Here is a 9,761-nt window from a genome sequence, read left to right as displayed (position 1 = left end):
ATGTGCCGGGGTGGCGGAACTGGCAGACGCACAGGACTTAAAATCCTGCGGTAGGTGACTACCGTACCGGTTCGATTCCGGTCCTCGGCACCATTATTATGCGCCCGTAGCTCAATTGGATAGAGCGTCTGACTACGGATCAGAAGGTTGTGGGTTCGACTCCTGCCGGGCGCGCCAATACAATACATACGAGAAGTAGCTCAGCTTGGTAGAGCACTTGGTTTGGGACCAAGGGGTCGCAGGTTCGAATCCTGTCTTCTCGACCATGTAACACTAATGAAAATTCCTTTTATGGGGCCTTAGCTCAGCTGGGAGAGCGCCTGCCTTGCACGCAGGAGGTCAGCGGTTCGATCCCGCTAGGCTCCACCAATTTTTTAAATATATATATCCTGGCGGCGTAGCTCAGCTGGCTAGAGCGTACGGTTCATACCCGTGAGGTCGGGGGTTCGATCCCCTCTGCCGCCATCTTGAAGGACCTTTAGCTCAGTTGGTTAGAGCAGACGGCTCATAACCGTCCGGTCGCAGGTTCGAGTCCTGCAAGGTCCACCATAGGAGATATAATATACGGAGGCATACCCAAGTCTGGCTGAAGGGATCGGTCTTGAAAACCGACAGGCGGGTTACACCGCGCGTGGGTTCGAATCCTACTGCCTCCGCCATTTTTTAAAATATAAATAATATTATCGCGGGGTGGAGCAGTGGTAGCTCGTCGGGCTCATAACCCGAAGGTCGCAGGTTCAAATCCTGTCCCCGCAACCAAATGGTCCCGTGGTGTAGCGGTTAACATGCCTGCCTGTCACGCAGGAGATCGCCGGTTCGATCCCGGTCGGGACCGCCATTTAAATCAAATTAGGTTAGATGGGTCAGTAGCTCAGTTGGTAGAGCATTAGATTGAAGCTCTAAGTGTCGGCGGTTCGATTCCGTCCTGACCCACCATTTTTTGCGGGTGTAGTTTAATGGTAAAACCTCAGCCTTCCAAGCTGATGTCGTGAGTTCGATTCTCATCACCCGCTCCAAGTATGGGCCTATAGCTCAGCTGGTTAGAGCGCACGCCTGATAAGCGTGAGGTCGATGGTTCGAGTCCATTTAGGCCCACCATACAAGAATATTCCGAAGTAGCTCAGTGGTAGAGCAACCGGCTGTTAACCGGTTGGTCGTAGGTTCGAGTCCTACCTTCGGAGCCATATGGGGAAGTACTCAAGTGGCTGAAGAGGCGCCCCTGCTAAGGGTGTAGGTCGGGCAACCGGCGCGAGGGTTCAAATCCCTCCTTCTCCGCCATATCAGTTAGGCCCGTTGGTCAAGTGGTTAAGACACCGCCCTTTCACGGCGGTAACACGGGTTCGAATCCCGTACGGGTCATAATTTAAAGAAAAAAGTCCTAAAGGTTTGATTAACAAACCTTTAGGACTTTTTTTATTTATCGCTCTGTTAAAGGATGATGTTGAAAATTGATACCTTTCATATGAATGGTTATAATGAGAACAAATATTCTTATTGGAGGGTTCAATGATGTGTAAATCGTTTAGACATTTATTAAAACATATTGATAAATTATCGCATATAATAGGTTCGAAAATAACACCTAATAATGTATTTGTAACAGATGCTTGGAGAGCCTATGAAAAGTATGCCAATGAATGAAAAAGGGATAGAACACTACCGTATTAAATCAGACGATGGAAAACACGTTATCAAAGGTTTACATTATATCCAAAATGTAAATGAACTTCATTCACGTTTAAAACATTGGATACATCGTTTTAAAGGGGTAGCTTCTAATTACCTCGATAATTACCTTGCTTGGTTTTTTATTTGTGGATAGTCATAGTAATGAAAGTACAAAACATAATATCAAAGAATTTCTGTTGACATCATTTATTTTTAAAATGACAGAAACCTATCGAAGTTTAAGGTTATCGAAATTTAATATGTAATACTTATTTGATTATGACGGCTTTCGCCAGATTATGTGGACTTACAGTGTTAAAACGAAATAAAGTTCCCAAACATCAATTTTAGATATTTGTCATTAGTTATTAGATAAGTTATGATTTATAATGTAAATTAATTGAAATTATGTTAATTAAAAGTGGAGGTTTTCGAATGAATCAACCTGCAAAAGTAACTGAATGTCCGAAATGCGGTGGAAAAGAATTAGGTAAGGGTAAGCAAAGTGGATATGGAGCGGTGCATAGTTATAGTACAATTATAGGAGTAGCCGTTGAACATATTATTTGTACGGAATGTGGATATATAATTGAAAGCTATGTGAAAAATCCAACTAAATTTAAAGGGACGCGTTAAATTTAGTTCAAGCAATAAAGTGCTTTAATTGGAATTGAACTTCAACACTTAGGTGCAAAGTTGAAGGAGAGTATTTAAATTGAAGATATTTTAGTTCATTAAAGGTTTATAAGATATACATAATCATTCAAAATAAAGTTGCAAATAAAATTTTGAGGGACAGTTAAAAAAGGCACGAACGTTAATTTAAAAACGTTTCGTGCCTTTTATTGTGAACAGTTTTTAAGCGTTATTTTATACAGATGGTTCAAATGATTAATACAACTATATTTGTGTTTGGGGTGTATTCACTATAACGAATTTAATCGTGTATATGTCTTATTGTTGTATATCCATATTTCTCTTACTATACCAAAAGTGGGAAGCCCAGATAAATCCAGGCTTCCCAAATTATTAACAACAATTAAATATACAGAGCCTTATTTATAAATCTGATTTGTTCTAAGTATCTCGATATCTCGGATAATCATTCACTTTTCGTAAAACCTATTTAACACCAATGTCGAAATAGATAGTACACAATTTATGCATGATTTAACTAACCATTTAACCTTCCCTATTCAATACTGTTTTTACACGTTGTACAAATTTTACTATGTTTAAAAAGTTAAATAAAGGAAAGCTTAATTATAGGAAAAAGGAGGACAACAATATGAAACAATCCGATATGCAGCAATTAAAAAATACATTATTAGAGGAATTGAGAGATTTAAAAGAAGGTCTTGAAACGCATGATGATATCGAAAGCACGGAGTTATCAAATTATGATAATCATCCTGGTGACATTGCATCAGATTTAACTATACAGCTAACAGAATATGCGATGGATGATTTTAAACAAGAAAGTATCGACAAAATTGAAGCAGCCCTAAATGCAATGGAAGAGGGGACTTACGGTGAATGTAAAGTTTGCCATCAAGAAATTCCTTTTGATCGACTTGAGGCTATTCCAACAACATTAACTTGTGTTGAACATAGTCAAGAGAAGGTCGATATGGAAACACGACCAGTTGAAGAGGAAATTATGAATGAACTTTCACAAAAATCATTAAAAACTGTTGACTTTGAAGACGGTTCAGGGGAGTTTCCTTCATCGGATAGTCCACAGGATGTACCACAAGAGGTTATCCATCAAAATAACCAAGAAACAACCATCCGTGATCAATTCCAATAAAGAAAAAGTTTTCATCTAGATATATGGAATTTATGCCACCATTTCCTATACAATATAGTTATATTGAATTGGTGGGGGATACATGAATATTATTGATTTGCATTGTGATGTATTGGAGAAATTAACTCGACTTGAAAATGTGAATTTCCAAAATGATGCTAGACTAAGTGCAAGCCTTGAAAAATTAAAAGCAGGAAATGTAAAGGTACAGGTATTTGCAATCTTTGTTCATTCGAATCTTCCTGACAACGAGAAGTTCTTAGCAGCAGCTCGACAAATTGAAGCTTTTCATACAAAAGTTTTAGCAGAGCCAGAAATGGTACACATCACTGAATGGGAACAATTAAATCAGCTTGAAGATGGACAAATTGGAGCAATTTTAAGCTTAGAAGGCTGTGATTGTATTGGTGAAGACTTATTGAAGCTTGAGCATATTTTAAATGCAGGTGTGAAATTAGTTGGTTTAACCTGGAATCATGAGAATGGAGTTGCCTACGGTGCTTCTGAGGATCCTTCAAAGGGATTAAAGCCTTTTGGTAGAAAAGTTGTTCAATTACTAAATGATCGTAATATTATAATTGATGTATCTCATTTAAATGAGCAAGGTTTCTTTGAATTATTACCTTTAGCTAAAAAGCTTGTCGCTAGTCATAGTAATGCAAGAGCCATTTGCAATCATCCGAGAAATCTAACGGATATCCAAATTAAAGAATTAGTAAAACATGGCGGAAGAATGCATGTTGTATTTTATCCTCCATTTATTGAAAGTGGAAAAGAAAGTACAACTATCGAATATTTAGTGAAGCATGTAGAGCATATCGCTTCCTTAGTGGGAGTCCAGCATATTGGCTTTGGATCTGATTTTGATGGGATGGGTCTTTCTATTGAAAAGTTAGCAAACGCTGGAGAGTATGAAAACTTTATAAAAGCCTTACTAAAAAGGTTTACCTATGAAGAGGTATCAATTATGGCAAATAGAGGTTTCCAGAAATATGCCTTAAAAATTAATTAGCGCTAGAGTTAAATTCTCTGCGCTTTTTTTAATTGGCAAGATTACTCAGTCTTAACAGATAAAATTGAATGAGGAAACAATATCAATATTGTATATGTAAAAAAAGTGATATGATAGAATAGATAACGTAAATTCGACAACAATACACATGAGCTATTAGAAAGGTTTATTTCCTGCTATTTTTAGTAGGAATAAATCAAATTTTTCATAAATAAAATGGCTCAAGTTTTCTAGGCAATACTGCCTTTGATGGAGGGAAATTCGATGCATCAGAAGTGGTTACATACCACTGAAGTAGAAGTGGAAACAATTAATTCAAAATTATCCTTCTATATTGAAACAATAGAAGTAAGTAGATTATCGGCATTAGCTTTCTATGCTGCTGGTGAATCACAATATAAAGGACAACGCTTTTTTTGGCAAAATCGTGAGAAAACATTCACATTAGTTGGCCTTGGACATGCTTATAAAATTGAAAATAATAGTGGCGATGAGCGCTTTGATCAAATTGAAAAGCAATGGAAAGAGCTAACTAAAAATATAGTAAAAGAAGAAACTGAACCACAGCCAATCTTATTTGGCGGGTTTACCTTTGATCCGAAGAATGACAAAAATGGAGAGTGGGACCGTTTTCCACAAAGCTTTTTTTCAGTAGCTACATATCAATTAGTAATACGTAATGATAAGGCTTACATCAGCATTCATTTAATAACAGATCAACACAATAGTCTTAAAGAATTTGAGCAGCTGCGAAAAGAACGAGACCAGTTAATTCACGCTGCACAAGTTAAAGAGCTGAAAACCTATAGTAAACCGCTTATGACAAATTATCGTGAGCCATTTAAAGACGAATATCTACAAACAATTTCAACTGTTACAAACCTTATTAAAGCAAATGAGGCAAAGAAGGTTGTAATTGCTCGTTCTTTAGAAATGGAGTTTCAGGATACAATAAGCTCACCACAAGTATTGTCCCATGTAGTAAATGAGCAACCAGAAAGCTATTTATTTGGCTTAGAGCATGAGGATCTTCTATTCTTTGGAGCGTCTCCTGAACGATTAGTAAAGGTGGAGAATGGACAAGCCTATTCTTCATGTGTTGCTGGGTCCATTAAACGTGGGAAAACGGCAGAAGAAGATCAGCTACTTGGCGAGAGCTTATTAAATGACGCGAAAAATTTAGGTGAGCATCAATATGTTGTTGAAATGATTGCTAATACTTTTGAAAAAAATTGCATTCAATACAAGGTGCCAAAGCGTCCGAAGCTATTAAAGATTCGCGATATTCAACACTTGTATACGCCAGTTGAAGGGAAGCTTTCACCAGATGCAACTATCCTGCAGCTTGTAAAACTTCTACATCCAACACCGGCTTTAGGTGGCGTACCACGGCAGGAAGCGATGGCTGTAATACGTCAAAATGAATACATGAACCGTGGATTATATGCAGCACCTCTTGGGTGGATTGATGCAGAGGGAAATGGTGAGTTTGCAGTAGCTATTCGTTCAGCAGCATTAAAGGATAACAAAGCTTATTTATATGCTGGAGGCGGTATCGTTGCAGATTCGGAGCCAATTTCAGAATATGAAGAGACATTAGTAAAGTTCCGACCAATGTTACGTGCTTTAGGAGGACAATTGCATGAATGACCGTGAAATATTAACAAGCTATGTATATAAGATGGTTGTAGCATTAATGCAAAATGGAGTTGAGGATGTGGTTATTAGTCCAGGTTCTCGTTCAACGCCTCTTGCCTATGCGTTTGCTTCAACTAAAAGCTTATCGATCTATAGACAGGTAGATGAACGCTCAGCAGCTTATTTTGCTCTTGGTATTGCAAAGGCTAAAGCGAAGCCAGTAGTTCTTTTATGTACTTCAGGAACTGCTGCAGCTAATTATTACCCTGCAATTGTAGAAGCAAAATATGCGCGAGTACCATTGATAATCATTACTGCGGATCGCCCACATGAGCTGCGTGAGGTAGGGGCTCCACAAGCGATAAATCAAATTTCCTTATATGGCGAGCGAGTGAAATGGAGTGCAGAGTTCCCGATTCCAGATGAAGCAAATGTAACTTTGCCCTATGTGGAACGCCATATAGCTAGAGGGGTTAGTATTGCCACTTCTGCACCATTGGGACCAGTTCATTTTAATGTGCCGTTTCGAGAGCCATTATTAATAGATTTTCAGGAGGAGCTGGAAGCACCAACATTTAGAAATAGTTATGTCGGTCAAATCATGCCTTCGCAAGCAGCAAAGGACGATTTAACAGCTATTATTAACCAAACAAAAAGAGGGTTTATAATTGTAGGTGAACTTGCTCTTGGTACTGATTTAAAGCTAATGTGGTCATTTATTCGTAAAGTGAAATGGCCAGTCCTAGTTGAGAGTCTATCAAATTTAAGAGCAAATATTCCAGAGGATTGTGAACAGTATCTCATTTCTACATATGATGCATTATTGAAAAACACATCATTTAAACAACAGGTGGTTGCAGATACAGTCATTCGTTTTGGGGCTCAGCCTGTTTCGAAATTTTTAACGAATTTCTTAATTGAAACTCTTCCAACAAATTATATTGTTATTGATGAAGACCCAATGTTTCGTGATTCAGCCGCTGTATCAACACATTTTATCCACGGGACAATTGGTGAGTGGATTAGTGAGTTAAATATAGATACTTCAGAATTTAGCGGAGAATATTTATTGCAATGGCGTAAAAGTGAGGAAATTGCAGTTAAGCATATTCTTTCATATCCCACACTTGAACACGATGAAGGGGCAGCTGTTCGCTATTTAATCGAAAACTTACCAAGCGGTAGTGATCTTTTTGTAAGTAGCAGTATGCCGATTCGTGATATTGATACTTTCTTAGTTCCTACAGATAAGGATATCCAAGTTTTTGCAAATCGTGGAGCAAACGGGATTGATGGTGTTATGTCCACTGCAATCGGCTTTAGCCAAGCTAGGAAAAATAGAGATATGTATTTATTAATAGGAGACTTGGCCTTATTGCATGATGTAAATGCCTTAATTGCCACACGATATCAGCCATGTAAAATCAACATCATCGTGTTTAATAACGACGGTGGCGGAATCTTCTCCTATTTAGCTCAATCTACAGTTAAGGAATACTATGAGGACTTATTTGGTACGCCAACAGCACTCCAATTCGCGGATGTTGCCAAGATGTATGAAATGGAATATATACAGATTAAAGATTTTCATGAAATAGATAAATTATTAGAGCCGCAAAATAACCCATTACGCTTAATTGAGATTTTTACTAATCGCCAGGAAAATGTCATTAGCCATAGGAATCTTTGGCAACGTATTCATGGAGAGCTAGAGCAATGAAACTCAAGGTACGCGGTGTTACAGTAAATATTCGAATCTGGAACGAGCATTTAGAGCAGACTATCGTTATGCTTCATGGGTTTACAGGGAGCGTTTCAACCTGGAACACTGTAGCACAATCCTTATCTGATTATCGTGTGGTGGCAATTGACCTAGTTGGGCATGGGCAAACAGATTCACCAAAGGATATCGCAGCCTATACAATGGATGAGCAACTACTTCAGCTAAATGAAATTTTTCAACAGCTTAAGCTTCATCATTTCATATTACTTGGCTATTCAATGGGAGGAAGGGTTGCGTTAGCTTATGCTACAGCTTTCCCTAGGGAGATATCGCATCTCCTGTTGGAAAGTGCCTCTCCTGGTTTAAAGAGTGCTCAGGAACGAGCTATAAGACGCTCATCAGATGAAGGTCTTGCTGCTATAATTGAAGCGAACGGGTTAGAAGCATTTGTAGACAAATGGGAGAACATCCCTTTATTTGCTACACAAAAAAAGCTCTCCTTAAACGCTCAACAAGCGATTAGAGAAGAACGACTATCCCAATCCGAGATAGGTTTAGCAAATAGCTTAAGAGGGATGGGAACAGGCGCTCAAAGCTCTCTTTGGTCAAGGCTAGAGGAACTAAAGATGCCTGTTACATTAATTACCGGTGAATTGGATGAAAAGTTTTGTAAAATTGCTGAAGAAATGCAAGCGCTTTTACAAAATGCACAGAATGTGACAGTTAAACAGGCTGGTCATGCGATTCATGTGGAAAATCCTGAACAATTTGCTACAATAGTAAAGGATGCTATAAAGATTAAAGAAAGCTAACCTAAGTACGTCATTATTAATTCCGTACAAAAAGGTACATTCCTTCAATTAAAAGGATTAGCAAACGCTAATCTTGGAAGCATTAGAAAAGAAATAATATAGGGGGTAAAAAAATGACTCGTGAATGGACAAGTTTACATACTTACGAAGATATTAAGTATGAATTGTATAACGGTATTGCTAAAATTACGATTAATCGTCCGGAAGTTCGTAATGCATTCCGTCCAAAAACAACAGCAGAATTAATCGATGCATTTTCTCGTGCACGTGATGATGAGCGAGTAGGCGTTATCATCTTAACTGGTGAAGGCGAGCTTGCATTCTGCTCAGGTGGAGATCAAAAAGTTCGTGGACATGGTGGTTATGTTGGAGACGACAATATCCCACGTTTAAATGTGCTTGACCTGCAAACTTTAATCCGTAAAATTCCAAAGCCAGTTGTTGCAATGGTAGCAGGGTATGCTATCGGTGGAGGTCACGTTTTACATATCGTATGTGACCTAACAATCGCTGCAGAAAACGCTCGCTTTGGACAAACAGGTCCACGTGTAGGTTCATTTGATGGCGGTTATGGTGCAGGCTATTTAGCTCGTATCGTAGGTCATAAAAAAGCACGTGAAATCTGGTTCTTATGTCGTCAATATAATGCACAAGAAGCACTTGATATGGGATTAGTTAATACAGTTGTTCCTTTAGAGCAATTAGAAGACGAAACAGTTAAATGGTGTGAGGAAATCCTTGAATTATCACCAATGGCTTTACGCTTCTTAAAAGCAGCATTCAATGCTGACTCTGATGGCTTAGCAGGTATTCAACAGCTTGCAGGTGATGCAACACTTCTTTACTATACTTCAGACGAAGCAAAAGAAGGTCGCGATGCATTTAAAGAAAAACGTAAGCCTGATTTCGGTCAATTCCCAAGATTCCCTTGATTTAAGAAGAATTATTTATACTAATATGGGTAAATTAAAGCAAGAGAAGAAAAGACTTCTCTTGCTTTTTTCTTGTGCGCCCGGCATGCGCATGAACTATAGGGTGTAAGTCCCGAACCCCGAAGACAGAAGTAGAGGTTAGCCAAGAGCAAGGGTGTCCGTGGCG

General features: G+C 38.6%; 7 protein-coding genes, 15 tRNA genes and 1 pseudogene. All 23 read left to right on the top strand.

What is annotated here, in order from left to right; all coding sequences use genetic code 11:
• Nucleotides 1-4: 4 nt before the first annotated feature.
• The 23 genes and pseudogenes from BJ095_RS18395 to menB all read left to right on the top strand — a co-directional run bounded on the left by BJ095_RS18395 (nt 5) and on the right by menB (nt 9,595).
• Nucleotides 5-93, top strand: a tRNA-Leu gene (locus BJ095_RS18395).
• 7 nt (nt 94-100) lie between these two features.
• Nucleotides 101-177 (top strand) — tRNA-Arg (locus tag BJ095_RS18390).
• Between the two features lie 12 nt (nt 178-189).
• Nucleotides 190-266: transfer RNA gene (locus BJ095_RS18385), tRNA-Pro, on the top strand.
• Between the two features lie 27 nt (nt 267-293).
• Nucleotides 294-369: transfer RNA gene (locus BJ095_RS18380), tRNA-Ala, on the top strand.
• 22 nt (nt 370-391) lie between these two features.
• A tRNA-Met gene (locus BJ095_RS18375) sits at nt 392-465 on the top strand.
• Nucleotides 466-472: 7 nt separating this feature from the next.
• A tRNA-Ile gene (locus BJ095_RS18370) sits at nt 473-549 on the top strand.
• Between the two features lie 17 nt (nt 550-566).
• A tRNA-Ser gene (locus BJ095_RS18365) sits at nt 567-659 on the top strand.
• A 25-nt stretch (nt 660-684) separates the two neighbouring features.
• Nucleotides 685-759, top strand: a tRNA-Met gene (locus BJ095_RS18360).
• A gap of 3 nt (nt 760-762) precedes the next feature.
• Nucleotides 763-838, top strand: a tRNA-Asp gene (locus tag BJ095_RS18355).
• Nucleotides 839-860: 22 nt separating this feature from the next.
• Nucleotides 861-936, top strand: a tRNA-Phe gene (locus BJ095_RS18350).
• 6 nt (nt 937-942) lie between these two features.
• Nucleotides 943-1,016, top strand: a tRNA-Gly gene (locus BJ095_RS18345).
• A gap of 5 nt (nt 1,017-1,021) precedes the next feature.
• Nucleotides 1,022-1,098: transfer RNA gene (locus tag BJ095_RS18340), tRNA-Ile, on the top strand.
• Nucleotides 1,099-1,109: 11 nt separating this feature from the next.
• Nucleotides 1,110-1,184 (top strand) — tRNA-Asn (locus tag BJ095_RS18335).
• A 3-nt stretch (nt 1,185-1,187) separates the two neighbouring features.
• Nucleotides 1,188-1,278, top strand: a tRNA-Ser gene (locus tag BJ095_RS18330).
• A 9-nt stretch (nt 1,279-1,287) separates the two neighbouring features.
• Nucleotides 1,288-1,359 (top strand) — tRNA-Glu (locus BJ095_RS18325).
• Nucleotides 1,360-1,548: 189 nt separating this feature from the next.
• A pseudogene (locus tag BJ095_RS18320) lies at nt 1,549-1,934 on the top strand (IS1595 family transposase); the annotation flags it as partial.
• A 169-nt stretch (nt 1,935-2,103) separates the two neighbouring features.
• The gene (locus tag BJ095_RS18315) at nt 2,104-2,304 is read left to right on the top strand and encodes a transcription initiation factor TFIIIB (protein WP_107937830.1); all 201 of its coding nucleotides are present in this window, start codon (nt 2,104-2,106) and stop codon (nt 2,302-2,304) included.
• Between the two features lie 652 nt (nt 2,305-2,956).
• On the top strand, nt 2,957-3,478 hold the full coding sequence (locus BJ095_RS18310; RefSeq protein ID WP_107937829.1) for a TraR/DksA C4-type zinc finger protein: 522 nt from the start codon (nt 2,957-2,959) through the stop codon (nt 3,476-3,478).
• Between the two features lie 82 nt (nt 3,479-3,560).
• Entirely contained in the window at nt 3,561-4,490 is a 930-nt protein-coding gene (locus tag BJ095_RS18305) for a dipeptidase (protein WP_107937828.1), read from the top strand.
• A gap of 264 nt (nt 4,491-4,754) precedes the next feature.
• Nucleotides 4,755-6,140 carry an isochorismate synthase gene (locus BJ095_RS18300; protein ID WP_107937827.1) on the top strand — a complete coding sequence of 462 codons (1,386 nt, stop codon included), beginning with the start codon at nt 4,755-4,757 and terminating at the stop codon, nt 6,138-6,140.
• Complete coding sequence (menD, locus tag BJ095_RS18295; protein WP_107937826.1) at nt 6,133-7,848, top strand: 2-succinyl-5-enolpyruvyl-6-hydroxy-3-cyclohexene-1-carboxylic-acid synthase; 1,716 nt, start codon at nt 6,133-6,135, stop codon at nt 7,846-7,848. The genes BJ095_RS18300 and menD overlap by 8 nt, the downstream gene beginning before the upstream one ends.
• A complete protein-coding gene (gene menH / locus BJ095_RS18290; protein ID WP_107937825.1) occupies nt 7,845-8,663 on the top strand; it encodes a 2-succinyl-6-hydroxy-2,4-cyclohexadiene-1-carboxylate synthase in 819 nt (272 codons plus the stop codon). Before menD ends, menH begins: the two co-directional genes overlap by 4 nt.
• A 113-nt stretch (nt 8,664-8,776) precedes the next feature.
• Entirely contained in the window at nt 8,777-9,595 is an 819-nt protein-coding gene (menB, locus tag BJ095_RS18285) for a 1,4-dihydroxy-2-naphthoyl-CoA synthase (protein WP_107937824.1), read from the top strand.
• Nucleotides 9,596-9,761: the final 166 nt, after the last annotated feature.

The sequence above is a fragment of the Ureibacillus chungkukjangi genome (assembly GCF_003217295.1).
In the GTDB taxonomy this organism is placed as follows: Bacteria; Bacillota; Bacilli; order Bacillales_A; family Planococcaceae; genus Ureibacillus; species Ureibacillus chungkukjangi.
This window is presented reverse-complemented; position numbering and strand designations above follow the sequence as displayed.

Bases quoted from the DNA above. Each gene is read 5' to 3' on its own strand.
- BJ095_RS18315 (WP_107937830.1), top strand. From the start codon at position 2,104: ATGAATCAACCTGCAAAAGTAACTGAATGTCCGAAATGCGGTGGAAAA.
- BJ095_RS18310 (WP_107937829.1), top strand. From the start codon at position 2,957: ATGAAACAATCCGATATGCAGCAATTAAAAAATACATTATTAGAGGAA.
- BJ095_RS18305 (WP_107937828.1), top strand. From the start codon at position 3,561: ATGAATATTATTGATTTGCATTGTGATGTATTGGAGAAATTAACTCGA.
- BJ095_RS18300 (WP_107937827.1), top strand. From the start codon at position 4,755: ATGCATCAGAAGTGGTTACATACCACTGAAGTAGAAGTGGAAACAATT.
- menD (WP_107937826.1), top strand. From the start codon at position 6,133: ATGAATGACCGTGAAATATTAACAAGCTATGTATATAAGATGGTTGTA.
- menH (WP_107937825.1), top strand. From the start codon at position 7,845: ATGAAACTCAAGGTACGCGGTGTTACAGTAAATATTCGAATCTGGAAC.
- menB (WP_107937824.1), top strand. From the start codon at position 8,777: ATGACTCGTGAATGGACAAGTTTACATACTTACGAAGATATTAAGTAT.